Below are 16,194 nucleotides of genomic sequence, written 5' to 3' on the forward strand. Positions count from 1 at the left end.
TTCAACAAACGCAATTGCCGTGCGCGAAAGGGAAGGCTTCTATGATCGCTTTTATCCGTAAAAGACTTATTGCCCGTATTCTCATTGTGATGACAGCGGTCATTCTGTGCATCGCAGCCGGAAACATCGCCATTCAATGGGTGAATACCGGTGCTGCAGTAAAAGGAACCATCAGCAGCTACAACATGAACATTGCCAGTCATTATGTCTCTCAGATCGATGTCGGACGCTACAGCGAATTTCTGGCTGATCCGCAGGAGACTGACCTGTACTGGTCACTCCGGAATGAACTGGATCAGTTTCGTGAATCTATCGGTGCCCGTTTTGTATATTTTGTCCGGATTGATGAAGCAGGTCAACCGCTGCTGATGATCGACGGCAGGCCGGAAGGAGATTCGTTAGCCTCACCGATCAATGAGAGTACGGATATGCCCGCTGATGCAGTAAAGGCCGTATTGGCAGGTGAGAATGCAAGCTCCCCGCTGATCAAGAATCCTGAATACGGTGATTACATCTCGGCGTTTGTCCCGATGAAGGACGCACAAGGTACGATGGTCGGGGTATTGGGAATTGATACAGATGTCGCTGTCCTCAGTACTTTGACCCGGGAAGTGCTGCTCCAAAGCCTTCCACTCTACGGGATGATCCTTACTGTTTCTATAGCTGCACTGGCAATCATGGGCTGGTTTGTCACACGGTCCCTGCGACCGCTGCGGACCATTACAGAAAGCGCAGGAGCTATGGCTGAAGGTGATCTGGCTCAGGCTGCCCGGATTCTGCATGCCTCACCGGTCAAGTCCCAGGATGAGATCGGAACGGCTTACCAGGCCATGATCCAAATGTCGGGTGACTTGAATGCAAGAGTGAAGGGAATGGTGTCCCATGTGTCCGCCGCTTCGGATTATCTTTATAGCACCTCAGAGACATTCACCAGGAATGCCGATGATGTCCTGCAGATTAGCGAGACAGTAAACGGCAAAATTGCAGATATCTACGCCGGTGCGAGTACGCAGACAGAGGGCGCTCAGAGTAGCGCCATAGCCATGGAGGAAATGGCACAGGGCATTTCACGGATTTCGGCCTCCTCCGCTTTTGTCTCCGAATCCTCGGTGAATGCACTGGATTTAGTGAACTCCTCACAAGCAGCCATGACTGAAATGAACAGGCAGATGAAATCCATCGCCGAATCTACAGGTCAGACCCTGGATATCACTGTCCTGCTGCAAGGTTATGCGGCGGAAATCGAAGGGGCACTGGCTGCGATCAGGCAATTTGCCGATCAGACCAAGCTTCTGGCACTGAATGCATCCATTGAAGCTGCACGGGCGGGCGAACACGGACGGGGTTTTACCGTTGTTGCCGGTGAGGTGCGCAAGCTGGCAGAAGGTTCGGCTGCTTCGGTGGAGCGCGTCGCGGATCTGCTAATACATATAGGCACAGCCTCGTCAAATATCGGGTCGCAGATGTCAGACGCCTCCAGGGAAGTGGCAGAAGGGGTGCGGATGTCCTCCGCGGCAGAGGAAGCGCTGCTTCATGTCTCCAATGCTTTTCGTGAGGTAGCTGAACAGATCATGGAAGTATCCGCAACAGCAGAACAGCTGTCCGCAGGTTCGGAAGAAGTAGCGGCAACTGTGGGCAGCATGGCTACTATTGCCGGAGATGTATCGGAACAGACGCGCCAGATCCGTGAACTGACTGATCTTCAACTGGAGAAAGTCAAAGAGGTCTATGAGGCTTCGATGGTCATCAGTGCGAATACGGGCGATATGCGGGAAGCTATCCGGCAGGTGAAGGTCTAGCCGGACGGCTTCGCCGGAAATCCACAAAAAATAGTATCAAACGGCTGCAGATCCTTTAAGAGGGACATGCAGCCGTTTTTGCGTATACATAGGATAGGGTTCAAGTAGACATTTTTCAGCTTTTGTGATAAAAATGCAGTACAATTGAACCGGTGTAAGCTGCATCATTTGCATGCATACTATTATGATGAATTTAAGAAGGGTGCTCCTGGATGACAAATGGTACCAAGAATCCTAAAGTTGAGTTTTTTTTCAGAAAAGCCGATAAGTGGAGTGAAGAATTTGCGAAGCTGAGATTGATTATGCTTGAGTGTCAGCTGACCGAAGAACTGAAGTGGGGTGTACCTTGCTACACCTTTCAGAATGGAAACATTCTGTTAATTCATGGATTTAAGGAATATTGTGCGGTTCTATTTGTTAAAGGGGCTTTGCTGCGCGATGTCCACGGGATTCTAACTCAGCAAACGAAGAATGTACAGGCATCTCGTCAGCTCCGGTTCACGAGTATTACAGAAATAACGGAGCTGGAGCCCCTGTTGAAAGACTATATTTATGAAGCAATAGAAGTGGAAACAGCCGGCCTGAAAGTAGAGTTTAAGAGTACAGAATCCGACATCCCTGAAGAACTTCAGTCTAGGTTTGCTGAACTCCCTGGCTTGAAGGCTGCTTTTGAAGCATTAACACCCGGCCGGCAACGGGCATATATTCTTTATTTCTCAGCCCCTAAGCAATCGAAAACGCGGGCAGCACGAGTCGAAAAATATACACACCATATTCTGGACGGCAAAGGTTTAAACGATTAAATCGTCTTGGGGGGATTCAGTTGGTTTCTCGCATGATTTACCGGGGAATTTGGAACGAAGGGCAGCAGGCCGAAGGTCTGAGCGCCTTAAAAGAAGATATCGGAGTTAGACGGCTAGTACAGGAAGGTGTCCTTATGACGGCTGCAGCATTTTCCTGGAAGGATAATGTCTTTCTCTATTATGAATGTGTAGGTGAACAGATTGCACCTGAGGCGCTAACCGGAGCTTCTATAGAGTATCTCAGTGACTGGAAAGGTGAGGCCGCCCCCCGCAAATGGATTCCAATGGTAGATGTATTTCATTTCAATGAACCGGCCGGCTACGAGCATTGGCTGCGCAAGTCACCGGTGGAGCGGCGCGTCGGCCGGGTTGCCCATTTGAAGCGGGAGAAGATGGCAAGCTACATCTATTATCATTACCAGCTGCAGGAGGAACGCGCTTTCTCCGGAAATAAGTATGAAATGATTGCTATGCACGAGAATTTACTGTTCGGCTATCAGGAGTTCCCGCTGGTCATCGAAGACCCGGTAATTCCTGGACGGCTCAGCACAAAAGGGACACCGGTACCGTGGGAGGATTCACGAATGGATCTCCATTTTCAGCCCTGGGAGGACGACGGGTATTTGTATTTCAAGCCGGTCGAACCCGTTTACACCTACTACATAGGCAACATGAATGAAACCTGACATCACTATTTATTGACTATAGAATACCGCATAGACAATTGTAAACGCTTCAATTATAGCCGCGAAAGGGAGTCTACTAAGGTGAATGAAAAATTAAGCAATTCGAGAGTCAAAGGTTTTCTGAGAGCAGAGGACAGATCAGTTGTGAACGAAGAGGGCGAAGAAATTATTTTGTCCGGCTGGGGACTTGGCAACTGGCTGCTTCCTGAAGGGTATATGTGGACGACAGACGGGAACAGCAGATTTGACCGACCCCAGAGAATCGAGGCTGTCATCCGCGAATTAACCGGTACGAAATATTCAGAGCAATTCTGGACCGCATTCAGAAATAACTATATCACCAGAGAAGATATCAGGATGATGGCTGAGCAGGGATATAATTCGGTCCGGATTCCGTTCAACTGGCGTATTTTAATGGAGAATGAGCCTGGAATCACGTGGAAGGAAGAGGGCTTTCAGCTCATTGACCGCTGCTTGGACTGGTGTGAAGAATTTAAGCTCTATGCCTTTTTGGATTTGCACGGTGCACCGGGCGGCCAGACTGGCGCGAATATCGACGACTCCATTGATGATGTACCGCGATTGTTTACAGATAAAGACAGCTGGAACAAGGGGATCGCCCTATGGGAGCAGCTTGCGGACAGATACAAGGACCGCTGGATTGTCGGCGGATACGACCTGCTCAACGAACCGATCAAAACACCTTCTCCAGGGAAAGACTTTGAATATTTAGTTCCTAAGCTTGTGCAGTTTTATGAAGAAGCCATTACTGCGATCCGGACCGTGGATACGAAACATATGCTGTCGATTGAAGGGCATCACTGGGCAACGGACACCAGCATTTTCTTCAAAAAGTATGACGACAACATGGTTGTGCATTTTCACAGATATGCCTGCTACCCGGAGATCAGCTCCTTTTATGAATTCCTGGAAGTATCCGAAAGGCTGAATGCACCCCTGTGGTTAGGGGAAACGGGTGAGAATCTCAATGAATGGTACACAGCGCTCTATCCGCTCGCCGCGGAATTGAATATCGGTTATAATCTTTGGCCGTGGAAGAAAATGGACACCACAAATTCCCCTTATTCGGTTAACCTGCCTGAGGGCTGGGACCAAATCATGGAGTATACCAGAGGGGGAGTTCACCCGGGGTACGAACAGGCTAGCCGCATCTTCGATCAATATCTGGAGAACATGAAGATCGGGAACTGCAGGTATAATGCTGAAGTTACAAGTGCTGTATTTCGAATTCCGGGATGTACCGTCCGGGCGACAGACTTCGATGAGCTTCCGGGGAAAGGAGTGGCCTATAGCGGGCTGCGTACGGAAGGGAATCACTATAATTACCGGTCACGGACAGGGATGCGTATCGTTGAGGACAGCAAATTACAAACGCTCCAGAAACGTTTCTTCTTCGACATTTTGTGGGACCGGTTTGTCCTTGAGCTGCAAGGCGGTGAATTCGCTGTATATTCGATAAATGATACGACAGAGGACAGCAGTCTCTCATTTGTATATAGTGCTGATCAGCCCGTCTCTGTAACGGTTCTCCAGGATGAGCGGGAGCTAGTTACGCTGTCACTGCAATCTAGTGGAAATAAACAAACCATAGCTCCGATTTCTTTGTCAAAAGCAAGTGCGTCCAAGATCAAAATTGCCGTTCATACGGGGATCTTACTTTTAGAAAAGATTATGTTCCTATAATGTGTTTGACTTAAGCCTAGAAATGCGAAAATAATAGATACACAGCTACAATAATTAATGAGCCGCCCATTACAAGGTTAAACACCCTCATACCGTTCTTTACTTTCGTGAGAAATTGCAGCTTGGAGCCTAACAGGGCCCAGGCGGCGAGTGAAAGATAACAAATGAAAAAATAAATACTTACAAAGATAATAAGCAATGAAAGTGAATCGTTTAGACCAAAGGAGGTTACACCGGAAAGACAGGCAATCCAAGCCTTGGGATTAAGCCATTGCATCAGAAAGCCATGACGATAACGCGGCAGCTGTTCATCCTTGACTTCGATTTCCGGACGCGAAATCATAATTTGATAGCCCATATAAATCATATATCCTGTTCCCGCGTACCTTAGTACTTCGTAGAATACAGGGGCTTGTGCTAGAAAACCGGATATTCCTAATCCCACAGCTGACAGCAAGAACGCAAATCCGACGGTTGCCCCGGTTACTAAAATTAAGGAGCGCTTGAAGCCATAAGTGACTCCTGATGTAAGAATCATCATGTTCACCGGGCCTGGAGAAATAGACATGGATAATGAAAAAAAGCACATAGCAAGCAAAATCGACATTAACACTCACTCCTCTTTCAATCTTTCTGGAGTTACTATAATCCATTAAATAACAAACCGTCCAATTTCAAATTCTGATGAGATCCATCAAAAAAACGGATGGTACTGATAAGGTATCCAAGGGGGAATGGCATGTTGGAGCTGTATCAATTGAAAACTTTTATAAAAATAGCTCAAACAGGCAACCTAACCGAGGCGGCAGCCCAGTTAAATACAAGTCAGCCGGCAGTCAGTGCCCACCTCAAATCTTTGGAGAAGGAAGTAGGCTTCTCTCTCTTTCAGCGAACGTCCAAAGGGATGACAATCAGTGAAAAAGGCTCACAGCTGTTAGTAGAAGCGCAAAATATACTCTCTTCTATCGGTAACTTTCAACATAAGGCGAATGAGTTAAAGGCAAATTCAACCGAGCACATTCGAATCGGGTTGAATACTGAGGGGCAGATTCTTCGCGTAAAGAAATTGATTATGTACATTTCGGAAAACCTGCCGCAGGTGGAACTGCATTTTATGGATATAAAAAGTGAAGATTTCGTCCGGGATCTGACCAGTTCCAGGATTAACGCAGGTTTTTACTATGGAAATATCGCCCATCCCTCCATTCACTCCATCAAACTCCACTCCTACAGAATGATTGTGGTATATCCCAACAGCTGGGATGTGCCGGAAAATGGGTTGTCTCTTGAATATTTTGCGGATAAGCCGTGGATCTGGACAACACAAAACTGCCCCTTCTACAAACAGTCCATCGACTATTTCCTGGAGCAGAATATCATTCCACAGAGGATTATGTATGTAGATGATGAATCGCTGATAGGGAATCTGGTTCAACAGGAAATCGGTTGTTCATTGCTGGCAGAGCCAATAGCCATGCGGTTTGCAGAAGACAATAGGCTGAAGATATGGAAGGGCATTGATCTCCATATTGATCTGCACTATGGATACACAAAGGATACCAATAGTGAACCGGTCCTGCTTGAGATAAGCTCAATAGTGGATAGAATCTGGAAGGAGTCCTGATGAGCTTAGATATTTTTACGAATAATTGTAGTTTCCGGTGATATCTTAGGATAATGATCAAGGCTAGGCGGTGTCTTACAGCTGCTTAGCCTTTTTTGTTAATCTACTTTCTATTGACACAAAAGTGTCTTTCTTCTCTATCGACGTAACTAACACGATATGTTATCATGATAAACTGATAACGTGTTACCGAACTAAAGCGCGAGACATCATTTGTAATTTTACTAGGGGGAATAGAGAGATGAAGAGACGGGGATTATGGGTACTATTGGCGGCAGCGGCAATTTCAGTGGTCGCAGGCTGCTCCAATTCAGGGGGTAATGACGGCAAGCTGGTGATCGGTATAGATGATAAGTTTGCTCCAATGGGCTTCCGGGATGACAACAATGAAATTGTCGGTTTCGATATCGATTATGCGAAAGCAGCTGCGGAGAAGATGGGTAAAGAGGTAACCTTCCAGCCGATTGACTGGTCAGCCAAGGAATCCGAACTGAACAGCGGACGTATTGATATGATTTGGAACGGATATACGATCACTGACGAGCGCAAGGAGAAGGTGCTATTCACCAAACCGTATCTGGAGAACAGCCAGGTAGTAGTCGTGCTGGCGGATTCAGAGCTCGCGAAGCTGGATGATCTGGCAGGAAAAGAAATCGGACTGCAAAGTCTTTCGTCGGCTGCAGATGCGCTGGATGCCAGCCCGCTTAAAGCCAAGCTTGCCGGTGTATCCGAATTCCCGGACAATGTGCTTGCACTCACGGACCTGAAATCCAAACGCCTGGATGGTGTGGTGATTGACGAAGTGGTGGCGAAGTATTACATGTCAAAAGAGCAGAATACTTACAAACTGCTGGATGTATCCCTTGCCCCTGAGCAATACGGCATCGGAATTAAAAAAGGTAATGAGGCATTGCTGACTGAGCTGCAGAAAGCACTTGATGAACTAAGCAGTGACGGAACAGCTGCTGAAATTTCCACAAAGTGGTTTGGCGAGAACAAAGTACTGAACTAGATTGTTACCCTTAGGAGTCGGTTGAAGAAATGAATATCGATTATATTATCAAGATAGCCGGGCCGATGCTGGAGGGTGCGCGGACAACGGCCTTGCTATTCCTGATTGTCATTATTTTATCCATCCCGCTCGGAATGCTGGTCACGCTGCTGGCCAAAAGCCGGGTTAAGCCCCTGGCCTGGATGGCGCATACCTATGTTTACGTCATGCGCGGAACGCCGCTTTTGCTGCAGCTGCTATTCTTCTGTTTCGGCTTGCCGCAGATTCCGGTAATCGGACAGTATCTGGTTATGGACCGCTTCGCTGCAGCCTGTCTCGGCTTTATCCTTAATTATGGTGCTTATTTTGCTGAAATTTTCCGCGGCGGGCTGCTTTCGATTGATAAAGGGCAGCATGAAGCGGCTAAAGTGCTTGGACTCAGCAAATGGCAGACCCTTCGTAAGGTGATTCTCGCCCAGATGTTCCGGGTCGCGCTGCCTGCAGTAGCCAATGAATCCATTACACTGGTCAAAGACACTGCATTACTCTATGCTGTAGCCGTACCGGAGCTGCTGAATTATGCAAAGACTGCGGTGAACCGTGATTTTACGGTAACCCCGTTTGTCGTAGCCGGCGTAATTTATTTGCTGATGACCCTGGTGCTGACCTTGTTCTTCAAAGCACTGGAAAAACGTTTCAAATTTGAGTAGAAGGACTGTCCAACTATGAGTAGTATGATTGATGTCAAACAATTACAGAAATCGTTCGGCAGCCTTGATGTGCTGAAGCAGATTACCTTTGAGGTGAACCCGGGAGAGGTCGTGGCGGTGATCGGGCCTTCCGGCTCTGGAAAGAGTACCATGCTGCGCAGTCTGGTGCATCTCGAGGAAGTAACCGGCGGCAGCATCTTCATTCACGGCAAACCGCTGGTAGAGAACGGTAAATATGCCGGGCATGCGGCGATCAGAGATATTACCGCAAGCATGGGCATGGTGTTTCAGCATTTCAACCTGTTCCCTCATCTTACTGTGCGGGGCAATCTCGAGCTTGCTCCAAAAACGCTCAAACGGGAGAACCCGCAGGTTATTACAGCCAGAAGCAGCGAGCTGCTCTCCAAGGTAGGCCTTGCCGATAAGGCGGATGTATATCCGTCCATGCTGTCCGGCGGACAGAAGCAGCGGGTAGCGATCGCCAGAGCGCTCATGCTGAATCCGGACATTCTGCTCTTTGACGAGCCGACCTCGGCACTGGATCCCGAGCTGACCGGCGAGGTACTCCGGGTAATCCGCCAGCTGGCAGAGGAGAACATGACGATGATCATTGTTACCCACGAGATGAACTTTGCCCGCGATGTGGCGGATCGTATATTCTTCATGGACAACGGAGAGATTGCCGAATCAGGCACGCCGGAGCAGATCTTTGGCAGTCCAAAGCTTGAGCGTACCCGGTTGTTTTTGAACCAGGATTAATGAAATAGGGCTATTCGTAAGGTGCATAGCGCTTGCTATGTGCCTTTTTTACATTAATAAACATGAATGGGCATGCATGGTTTTGACAGTGGAGACAAGGAATGAGAAAATAACATTTCGAAGTAATAAGCGTATTGAACGAACAATGATGATGTTTCAGAGCAGATTTCGTACATTTGGAGGTATACAATGAATCAGCGTTTTCGGATCACACGATCTATGCAGGACAACCTTCCGGAGCAAGCGATCACTTTGGAAGAATGTAAGCAGTACTTTGCTTCCCAGTCTGACTTTACGTATTCACAGGTTTTTACCATTAAAGGACCAGAGAGCATCATGACCATCGAAGGTGATTTTTTCATGTGGAGGCTTGGGGACGGCGAAATCCCTTTCCGGCTTTATGAGGGAGATCTATATGTAGCTCTTTCTGCCGAAGCCATCGTTCCCAAAATGCTTGAAATTGCAACGGATCTGCGTGCAGATGTAGTTGAAGGATAGAATACCAGACAACAAGGAGGCTACTATGCAGCTGATAAACCCGCAAGACATCCAGATCCGGATCGACCAGCTTACCGGTCAGGACCTGTTCATTCATCTTGAACTCACGACAGGTGCCTATGCCAATCATTTGGACAGTACAAGACATCCGGCGTCAGCATTCATCAGTAATGCAGGCATCCGTTATACCAATGGTTCGATCTCTGGCACAGGTCCATACCGGGTCGGCTTAAAGACGGAGCAGGGCTGGGTATATGCTGAAGGCCTTACCCATGTAGATGAGACTGAAACAGAACGGCTTATCATGGCCGGGCATGACAGCCAGGGTAAGCTGGTCGTCGCCCTGCAGCTGAGCCGGGACAAGTTCGAATGAGAGCGGAGGTGCATGCAGCTATGAATACTAAACAAGCGGGACATCAGCGCATCTTAGTGGTGTTGCCCCATCCCGATGATGAATCATTCGTTGCCTCAGGAACGCTGGCCAAGTACATAGAAGGTGGAGCGATAGTCACTTTTGCCTGTCTGACACTTGGAGAGATGGGCCGTAACATGGGCATTCCTCCCTTCGCGAACCGGGTCACCTTGCCCGCAATCCGCAAACTGGAACTGGAAGCATCCTGTAATGCAATTGGGATTCAGGATTTAAGAATGCTCGGCTTCCATGATAAAATGATCGAGTTTGAAGACAAGGAACTGCTGGATTCACAGATTATGACGCTGGTAAAGGAGCTGAACCCTTCGCTGGTCATCACTTTTTACCCGGGATACAGTGTGCATCCGGATCATGATGCGACGGGTGCCGCAGTTATACGCACGATTGGCAGGCTTCCTTCAGCTGACCGGCCGCTAGTGTACTGCAGCGCATTCGCCAGCAATCACGAGCAGATGATTGGGAAAGCGGATGTAACCGTTGACGTTACCGCATTTCTTAACAGAAAGATGGCGTCGATTCAGGCGCACCGTTCGCAATTCCAAGCAGCGGAGCTCGTCGGCAACCGGGAGCTGTCTGATGAAGAAATCCGTACACGGTTTGGTACAGAACAGTTCTGGACCTACCGGTTCGATGAATCTCTGTAATAGATTAGATAACAAAACAAGGGAGGAGTTTAGATCTCCCTTGTTTTTGTTATGTTCCTTAACGAAAATACGATTTCTTCGGCATAATAGGTGTAGCGGAAGGCTTGGTCTCGTACCTTCCCCAATGGATCAGGTTCTCCATCACAATAGCCAGGATGACACCAACGACAAGCCCGTTTGAAACGAGCGGCGTCAATAAGGGAGGGAAGTCTGCAAAAGCAGTAACAGGAACGTTCATGATACCTATACCTGTCAATACCGGAAGGGCGACGCGGTAGATCGTTTTGGAGTTTAATGAGGTACTATTGAAGGTATTCAGAGCCGTTCCAAACATTTGCAGGTAGGCTACAAACAACACTGCGCTGCCAACCGACATTGGAAGCAGGGCCAGCCAGCTGCTTAGCACCGGAATGATACCGACAAGAATAAGGAGGGCAGCCCCCGTTACAAGTGCGGCACGTCGCAGCACCTTCGTGTTCTCCAAGAAACCGATGGAGGACGCGAACGTTCCGAATGGAATCAGTCCGAAGCAGGCACCCATGATTGAGAACAAGTTCGTGAACAGCAGCGAACGGATGTATTGTTGATCTCCGGCTTTTTTCTGATACAGTTTATCCGCAGCAATTAGACTCGTTAACGTATTGGTCATGTTCACCAGGCCGGCAACGAGGCCAACCATTAGAATGCCCGGTTCGAAAGCAGGCTTCCCCCATGGCAGCCATTGCCAAATTACTGTTGTCTCCGCAGATTCGCTTCCAGTAATCCCGCTACGGTTAATAAATATCTCGTAAGCGATCCAGCCAATGACGATTCCTATGAGCAGTGAGAATTGCCCCAGCTTCCCCTTCCCCTTTATATGAATGAAGGATACAACTGCGATGATAAACAGGGAGAGTCCGGCAAGCTGCAAGTTCCATTTTCCATCGACACTGTACCCAATCATCCCTTTAAAAAAGGTGTTAGCCAGCTGGAAAGTAAGCAGAAGCAGATAAATACCCATCACAACCGGGGTGAAAATGCGCTGCAGGAGCTTTAAGAAACCAAACAAAGCTAACACAGCGGTGATGATGCCTGAAAGCAGAAATCCTCCGGTCAAGCTGGCGGCAACCGCAGCAGTATCCATACCCATCGCCGGTGCAGAGGCACAGATGCCGAGCACAAGTCCCCACCAGATGCCGGCCGGACCATCCATTAACGCATAGCGGTGCCCCCACAATGCCTGAACGATACACAGCAGGCCAGTCAAAATAAATGAGCGCTGCATTGATGCGGTAATATCCGCTGTCGTCATTCCCAGGGCATGCCCCACCGACAACGGTACCAGCACTGTGTTGGTGAACAAAAAGAAAAGCCACTGCACACCAGCGAGCATTAGGCTTATCCTATCTTTAGATTTATTCCATTGCATAACGTCTTTCCCAGCTTTCTATAATCGTGTTGATATCGTTGGCGAAGGAGCAAACAGCTCACATTATCCCGCCATGAATGTGTAACGTATTTATGGTATCATGGGAAAAACTATATGAATAATATTTAATTTGTTGTAAAAGTATATGAAAATCATATAGCATAGTCGTGGCACTGCATACTTAATGAATAGGATGAGGAGTCAAATCTATGGATGTGAAACAGTTACGCTATTTCATCGCACTTGCGGAGGAAAGGCAGGTCACGTCAGCAGCGCATAAACTGCACATGTCGCAGCCGCCGCTTAGCCAGCAGCTTAAGCTGCTGGAGAACGAGCTCGGCGTCCAATTATTCCACCGGAACGGTCGTCAGCTCGAGCTAACTGCCTCCGGCAAAACATTATATGAACATGCGCTGACGATCACACGACTAATGGACGAAGCAAAAGCGGAGACCCGGGAATCCGGACTGGGTATAAGAGGGAAACTCTCGATCGGAGTCAACACGTTGTCCGATGCCCGTCTTCCCGGAGCACTCAGCATGTTTCGCGGGTTATATCCGAAGGTTACTTTTAAAATCCAGCAGAATGAAACGAATACGCTTCTTAAGCTGATCCGGGAGAAGACACTCGATATGGCCATCATCCGGCTGCCTATCGATCTGGAGGACTTTGATTGTGTGATGCTGGGGGAGGAGCCGCTATATTTCGTAGTAGGGGAAGCTGGCCCGGGTGCTCTTGCAGAAGCTTCTGCTCCCGTCTCTTATGAGACCATTGCAGGTTACCCGCTTTTGCTTCCAAGCACCGAAGGTTTAGGCCTATACAACCTGCTCTTGGAGCATTTCCGATCCAGAGGGCTGTCGCCAGCAATTATTGGTGAATGCTCCGATATCGGAATACTGATGGAGCTTGTCTCATCCGGATTCGGCGCCACTATTTTGCCTGAGACGTCACTTGACAGACACGCAGACAGGCACATCCGCTCCTATCGCATTGACGATCCGCAAGCCGTATCAAGCTCGGCTGTGATCTGGCTGAAGCGGCATTATTTGAGCAAGGCGGCAGTCCTGCTGATCGAAACAATCTCAAAGTGGCAGGGGAGAGAAACGGATTGAGCGGTTGGATTAACCTTTTGATAATCCTCGGTGTTGATTATAGAACGTGCTTATATAGCGGTTAATTGAGGCGCCGCCAGCTCATGATTACCAACGTCAATGCGATTACCGTGAGAATCATCCCAAGGGCCTGCAAGCCTCCGCTGCTGAACTTATCTCCCATTACGATGCTTATCAATAAGGATGAGAGTATCGTCCCCAGGTACCTAGATGTATTAAAGACTCCGGAGGCTACACCAATAATCTCTTTAGGAGAGCTTTTGAACAAGGCAGCCTGTAAGCCAACACTGTTCAGGCCGTTGCTGATGCCGAATGCCGCCAGTGCAATACATACACTGATAACCGGTGAATTTGCGTCCAATGTCACGAGCCACACGGATCCGAAGGTCATCAGTACTGCGGATACCCGTAAGGCTGGTACTGGACCAGATTTATCAATCCATCGTCCTGCAATTGGAGCGGCAACAAGGGAGCATAAGCCTAAGCTCAGCATGAGCATTCCCGTATGGAACTCACTGACACCCCGCACCATTTGCAAATATGATGGCAGACCAAAAAAGAGGGCATAAAACAGCACATTAACAAGCAAGTACTCCACATTGACCCGCATCATCTCAGGATATTTGGCGAAGGTATGCAAAGGAATGAAGGGTGACGCCGCTTTTAGCTCATGTCTTACGAAAGCCGTCAGCAATGCGAGGCCAATCCCCCCTAGAATAACCTGCTGAAGTGCAATTTCTCCGGATGATTTAGCTGATAATACTCCAATGAGCAAGGAGACCAGGCCAACTGAAAAAAGCAGAATCCCCGGCAGATCAATCCATACAAACCACTTATGAACGGACATATCCTTAGCGGTGGTTACTGGCAGGTTGTCCCTTGGTATCGTTCTCCAGGCAAGCACGAAACTAGCCACCACAAACGGAATATTTACGAAAAAGATAGCCTTCCAATCCCACCAATGAATTAATGTCCCGCCAATAAAGGGACCGATTGCTGCTGCTCCTGACAGAAAAATCGACATCACGGACAGCGCGGTGGCCTGTTTCTCCGTGATATGAATCCTAATGATAGCCATTCCAACGGCAACCATCATACTTGTTCCGACGGATTGTACAATACGGAATACAATGAGCCAGCCAAAGCTTGGTGATAACGGAGCCAGTAATGAGGCAGCGAACGCTACAACAAGACCGGCAAGAAAGATTGTTCTGCGCCCGAAAATATCACTGGCCTTTCCCATCACCGGTTGTGCAACAGCACTAGCTATGTAGAATGAAAAAATAACCCAGGACACGTCAGTATAGTTAAGCTCGTATACGTCCTGAAGTCTGGCAATTGCAACGGAAATCATTGAAGAATTTAACGGATTTAAGAGTACTCCTAATCCCACGGAAATCAATAACCACCTGCTGCGGGCATTCATCATTGTTGCCCTCCCTCTATTGTGTGTTAAAGTTAGCGTACTTGAATTCCTTTATTTATTCCAACGCATTTCATGGTATGATTTCATAGACTCAAAGGAATGAATGGAGGATACGCGATGGAACTTCTTCAGCTGCAATATTTTCTTGCGGTTGCCCGGTTAGAGCACATGACCGAAGCTGCACGCATTCTGCATGTTACCCAATCCTCGCTCAGCAAAACGATCGGGCGTCTGGAAGAGGATCTGGGAGTTCCTTTATTTGACCGGAGCGGCCGGAGTCTGCGGTTAAATGAATTCGGCATCCGTTTCCTCCGCCGTGCAGAAAGAGCTTTGTTTGAACTCGAGCAGGGGAAGCAGGAGCTCAGAGATCTGTCCAGCCCGGAACACAGCACACTAGAATTAGCAGTGACTGCGGCAAGTACATTGCCAAATATCCTGAGAGCTTTCCGTAAAAAGCAGCCTAATATCCACTTTCATGTGCAAATGCTAACTACCAAGGAAATGGTTGACCGGTTATTAAGAGGAGAAGTTGACTTCTGTCTATCCTCACCGTCTATAGAAGATGAAGACATTGAGAGCATCATTGTGTTCTTCGATCCGATCCTTGTTGCTGTGCCTAAAGGGCATCATCTGGCAGACCGGACTAGTGTGACCTTGGCAGAATTAAGGGATGAATGGTTTGTTGGTGTAAAGAGAGGGTACGGTACCCGTGATCTGACGGACGCGGTATGCAAGTCATCAGGCTTTATTCTAAACTATGTGTATGAAGGGGATGAACCTTCGAGGTTAGTCTCACTGGTGGAAGCTGAGGTTGGTATTGCCTTCATTCCCGGTACAGCAAGGGATTCACGGGCTTCTCTCAGTTATCTGGAAATAAAGGATCCAGGGATGGTGCGGGAGATCGCATTATTATGGCATAAAAGCAGGTATATTTCCCGGGCTGCCCACGACTTCCGCGAGGTCGTTTTGGACTATTTTGCGGGGATATCCGAACATATAAAATGAACAGAGGTGGAGATGATGAAATTGCTAGAGCAGAGAGTATATATCCGGTTCCCGGAGGAAAAGGATGCCGGAGAATTGACAGCTCTTTACAAGCGTAACCGGGAGTTTTTCGAACAATTCTCGCCAAGCGTCCAGGAGGAATTTTATACTGAGGAGCACCAGTTGCAGACGATAATAAAGGGCAAGGCGGATAGGGAAGAAGACCGGAGATATGACTTTGTGATCTGCCATAAAGCGGATGACCGGATTATTGGCAATGTCGGGCTGTCCTTTGTGGTACGGAGTGCGCTCCAGAGCTGCATGATCGGATACAGCCTGGATCAGGCCTATAACGGGAAGGGCTATATGACGGAAGCCGTGAAACAGGTCGTACGTTATGCCTTCGAGGAGCTGAAATTCCACCGGATTAGCGGCGAAGCTTCGCCCCAGAATCCCGGTTCGATCCGGGTGCTTGAGAATGCGGGCTTCCACAAAGAAGGCATCGCCCGAAGCAACGTGAAGATCAACGGAGTCTGGAAGGATCATCAGGTTCTCGCTATTATTAATCCCTCGGATACTGAATAATAATTTTCAGTTAGCAATTTTAAAAGCG

At 48.2% G+C, this 16,194-nt stretch carries 17 protein-coding genes; 14 read left to right on the forward strand and 3 right to left on the reverse strand.

Annotated elements, in window-relative coordinates:
* Positions 1-41 precede the first annotated feature (41 nt).
* The 4 genes from QU597_RS14420 to QU597_RS14435 all read left to right on the forward strand — a co-directional run bounded on the left by QU597_RS14420 (position 42) and on the right by QU597_RS14435 (position 4,992).
* On the forward strand, positions 42-1,799 hold the full coding sequence (locus QU597_RS14420) for a methyl-accepting chemotaxis protein (RefSeq protein WP_310828651.1): 1,758 nt from the start codon (positions 42-44) through the stop codon (positions 1,797-1,799).
* Between the two features lie 212 nt (positions 1,800-2,011).
* Positions 2,012-2,602: a YdeI/OmpD-associated family protein gene (locus QU597_RS14425; protein WP_310828652.1), complete on the forward strand. Its 591-nt coding sequence runs from the start codon at positions 2,012-2,014 to the stop codon at positions 2,600-2,602.
* Positions 2,603-2,622: 20 nt separating this feature from the next.
* Positions 2,623-3,288 (forward strand): hypothetical protein, encoded by a 666-nt coding sequence (locus QU597_RS14430; protein WP_310828653.1) that lies wholly within the window; start codon positions 2,623-2,625, stop codon positions 3,286-3,288.
* 81 nt (positions 3,289-3,369) lie between these two features.
* Entirely contained in the window at positions 3,370-4,992 is a 1,623-nt protein-coding gene (locus QU597_RS14435) for a cellulase family glycosylhydrolase (RefSeq protein WP_310828654.1), read from the forward strand.
* 16 nt (positions 4,993-5,008) lie between these two features.
* On the opposite strand, the gene QU597_RS14440 is transcribed toward QU597_RS14435, so the two are convergent.
* The gene (locus QU597_RS14440; protein ID WP_310828655.1) at positions 5,009-5,599 is read right to left on the reverse strand and encodes a LysE family translocator; all 591 of its coding nucleotides are present in this window, start codon (positions 5,597-5,599) and stop codon (positions 5,009-5,011) included.
* A 132-nt stretch (positions 5,600-5,731) separates the two neighbouring features.
* Here QU597_RS14440 and QU597_RS14445 point away from each other — a divergent pair, with 132 nt between their 5' ends.
* From QU597_RS14445 to bshB2, 7 genes are all read left to right on the forward strand, one after another.
* Positions 5,732-6,616 (forward strand): LysR family transcriptional regulator, encoded by an 885-nt coding sequence (locus QU597_RS14445; RefSeq protein ID WP_310828656.1) that lies wholly within the window; start codon positions 5,732-5,734, stop codon positions 6,614-6,616.
* A 241-nt stretch (positions 6,617-6,857) separates the two neighbouring features.
* Positions 6,858-7,628 carry an amino acid ABC transporter substrate-binding protein gene (locus QU597_RS14450; RefSeq protein ID WP_310828657.1) on the forward strand — a complete coding sequence of 257 codons (771 nt, stop codon included), beginning with the start codon at positions 6,858-6,860 and terminating at the stop codon, positions 7,626-7,628.
* A gap of 29 nt (positions 7,629-7,657) precedes the next feature.
* Positions 7,658-8,317 (forward strand): amino acid ABC transporter permease, encoded by a 660-nt coding sequence (locus QU597_RS14455; RefSeq protein WP_310828658.1) that lies wholly within the window; start codon positions 7,658-7,660, stop codon positions 8,315-8,317.
* Between the two features lie 15 nt (positions 8,318-8,332).
* The gene (locus QU597_RS14460; RefSeq protein ID WP_310828659.1) at positions 8,333-9,076 is read left to right on the forward strand and encodes an amino acid ABC transporter ATP-binding protein; all 744 of its coding nucleotides are present in this window, start codon (positions 8,333-8,335) and stop codon (positions 9,074-9,076) included.
* Positions 9,077-9,265: 189 nt separating this feature from the next.
* Complete coding sequence (locus QU597_RS14465; RefSeq protein WP_310828660.1) at positions 9,266-9,574, forward strand: hypothetical protein; 309 nt, start codon at positions 9,266-9,268, stop codon at positions 9,572-9,574.
* Between the two features lie 25 nt (positions 9,575-9,599).
* Entirely contained in the window at positions 9,600-9,947 is a 348-nt protein-coding gene (locus QU597_RS14470; protein ID WP_310828661.1) for a YojF family protein, read from the forward strand.
* A gap of 20 nt (positions 9,948-9,967) precedes the next feature.
* A complete protein-coding gene (bshB2, locus tag QU597_RS14475; protein WP_310828662.1) occupies positions 9,968-10,651 on the forward strand; it encodes a bacillithiol biosynthesis deacetylase BshB2 in 684 nt (227 codons plus the stop codon).
* A 58-nt stretch (positions 10,652-10,709) separates the two neighbouring features.
* On the opposite strand, the gene QU597_RS14480 is transcribed toward bshB2, so the two are convergent.
* Positions 10,710-12,023 (reverse strand): uracil/xanthine transporter, encoded by a 1,314-nt coding sequence (locus QU597_RS14480; RefSeq protein ID WP_310828663.1) that lies wholly within the window; start codon positions 12,021-12,023, stop codon positions 10,710-10,712.
* A 245-nt stretch (positions 12,024-12,268) separates the two neighbouring features.
* Here QU597_RS14480 and QU597_RS14485 point away from each other — a divergent pair, with 245 nt between their 5' ends.
* Positions 12,269-13,171: a LysR family transcriptional regulator gene (locus QU597_RS14485; RefSeq protein ID WP_310828664.1), complete on the forward strand. Its 903-nt coding sequence runs from the start codon at positions 12,269-12,271 to the stop codon at positions 13,169-13,171.
* 61 nt (positions 13,172-13,232) lie between these two features.
* Here the strand turns inward: QU597_RS14485 and QU597_RS14490 are convergent, their stop codons facing one another.
* Positions 13,233-14,597 (reverse strand): MFS transporter, encoded by a 1,365-nt coding sequence (locus QU597_RS14490; protein WP_310833320.1) that lies wholly within the window; start codon positions 14,595-14,597, stop codon positions 13,233-13,235.
* Between the two features lie 117 nt (positions 14,598-14,714).
* Between QU597_RS14490 and QU597_RS14495 the strand changes: the two genes are divergently transcribed.
* The gene (locus QU597_RS14495; RefSeq protein WP_310828665.1) at positions 14,715-15,602 is read left to right on the forward strand and encodes a LysR family transcriptional regulator; all 888 of its coding nucleotides are present in this window, start codon (positions 14,715-14,717) and stop codon (positions 15,600-15,602) included.
* 15 nt (positions 15,603-15,617) lie between these two features.
* Positions 15,618-16,166 carry a GNAT family N-acetyltransferase gene (locus tag QU597_RS14500; protein ID WP_370656267.1) on the forward strand — a complete coding sequence of 183 codons (549 nt, stop codon included), beginning with the start codon at positions 15,618-15,620 and terminating at the stop codon, positions 16,164-16,166.
* Positions 16,167-16,194: the final 28 nt, after the last annotated feature.

The sequence above is a fragment of the Paenibacillus pedocola genome (genome assembly GCF_031599675.1).
In the GTDB taxonomy this organism is placed as follows: Bacteria; Bacillota; Bacilli; order Paenibacillales; family Paenibacillaceae; genus Paenibacillus_AQ; species Paenibacillus_AQ pedocola.

Bases quoted from the DNA above. Each gene is read 5' to 3' on its own strand.
- QU597_RS14465 (WP_310828660.1), top strand. From the start codon at position 9,266: ATGAATCAGCGTTTTCGGATCACACGATCTATGCAGGACAACCTTCCG.
- QU597_RS14485 (WP_310828664.1), top strand. From the start codon at position 12,269: ATGGATGTGAAACAGTTACGCTATTTCATCGCACTTGCGGAGGAAAGG.
- QU597_RS14420 (WP_310828651.1), top strand. From the start codon at position 42: ATGATCGCTTTTATCCGTAAAAGACTTATTGCCCGTATTCTCATTGTG.
- QU597_RS14455 (WP_310828658.1), top strand. From the start codon at position 7,658: ATGAATATCGATTATATTATCAAGATAGCCGGGCCGATGCTGGAGGGT.
- QU597_RS14500 (WP_370656267.1), top strand. From the start codon at position 15,618: ATGAAATTGCTAGAGCAGAGAGTATATATCCGGTTCCCGGAGGAAAAG.
- QU597_RS14460 (WP_310828659.1), top strand. From the start codon at position 8,333: ATGAGTAGTATGATTGATGTCAAACAATTACAGAAATCGTTCGGCAGC.
- QU597_RS14490 (WP_310833320.1), bottom strand. From the start codon at position 14,597: ATGAATGCCCGCAGCAGGTGGTTATTGATTTCCGTGGGATTAGGAGTA.
- QU597_RS14470 (WP_310828661.1), top strand. From the start codon at position 9,600: ATGCAGCTGATAAACCCGCAAGACATCCAGATCCGGATCGACCAGCTT.
- QU597_RS14450 (WP_310828657.1), top strand. From the start codon at position 6,858: ATGAAGAGACGGGGATTATGGGTACTATTGGCGGCAGCGGCAATTTCA.
- QU597_RS14495 (WP_310828665.1), top strand. From the start codon at position 14,715: ATGGAACTTCTTCAGCTGCAATATTTTCTTGCGGTTGCCCGGTTAGAG.
- QU597_RS14440 (WP_310828655.1), bottom strand. From the start codon at position 5,599: ATGTCGATTTTGCTTGCTATGTGCTTTTTTTCATTATCCATGTCTATT.
- QU597_RS14480 (WP_310828663.1), bottom strand. From the start codon at position 12,023: ATGCTCGCTGGTGTGCAGTGGCTTTTCTTTTTGTTCACCAACACAGTG.
- QU597_RS14445 (WP_310828656.1), top strand. From the start codon at position 5,732: ATGTTGGAGCTGTATCAATTGAAAACTTTTATAAAAATAGCTCAAACA.
- bshB2 (WP_310828662.1), top strand. From the start codon at position 9,968: ATGAATACTAAACAAGCGGGACATCAGCGCATCTTAGTGGTGTTGCCC.
- QU597_RS14425 (WP_310828652.1), top strand. From the start codon at position 2,012: ATGACAAATGGTACCAAGAATCCTAAAGTTGAGTTTTTTTTCAGAAAA.